Annotated in this window: 1 rRNA gene; it reads left to right on the plus strand. The window is 47.6% G+C overall.

The features are described from left to right. Positions 1-617: ribosomal RNA gene (locus tag ACPYOJ_RS34620) — 16S ribosomal RNA — on the plus strand; the annotation flags it as partial.

Here is a 617-nt window from a genome sequence, read left to right on the forward strand (position 1 = left end):
CGTAGTCTCGTGGGCTCGGAGATGTGTATAAGAGACAGGTCCGTAGGCGGATGCGTAAGTCAGTGGTGAAATCTCACAGCTTAACTGTGAAACTGCCATTGATACTGCGTGTCTTGAGTAAGGTAGAAGTGGCTGGAATAAGTAGTGTAGCGGTGAAATGCATAGATATTACTTAGAACACCAATTGCGAAGGCAGGTCACTATGTCTTAACTGACGCTGATGGACGAAAGCGTGGGGAGCGAACAGGATTAGATACCCTGGTAGTCCACGCCGTAAACGATGCTAACTCGTTTTTGGGCTTTCGGGTTCAGAGACTAAGCGAAAGTGATAAGTTAGCCACCTGGGGAGTACGTTCGCAAGAATGAAACTCAAAGGAATTGACGGGGGCCCGCACAAGCGGTGGATTATGTGGTTTAATTCGATGATACGCGAGGAACCTTACCAAGGCTTAAATGGGAATTGACAGACGCAGAAATGTGTTTTTCTTCGGACAATTTTCAAGGTGCTGCATGGTTGTCGTCAGCTCGTGCCGTGAGGTGTTAGGTTAAGTCCTGCAACGAGCGCAACCCCTGTTACTAGTTGCTACCATTAAGTCTGTCTCTTATACACATCTCCG

Source organism: Rhizobium sp. SVR5-9E, assembly GCF_056755095.1.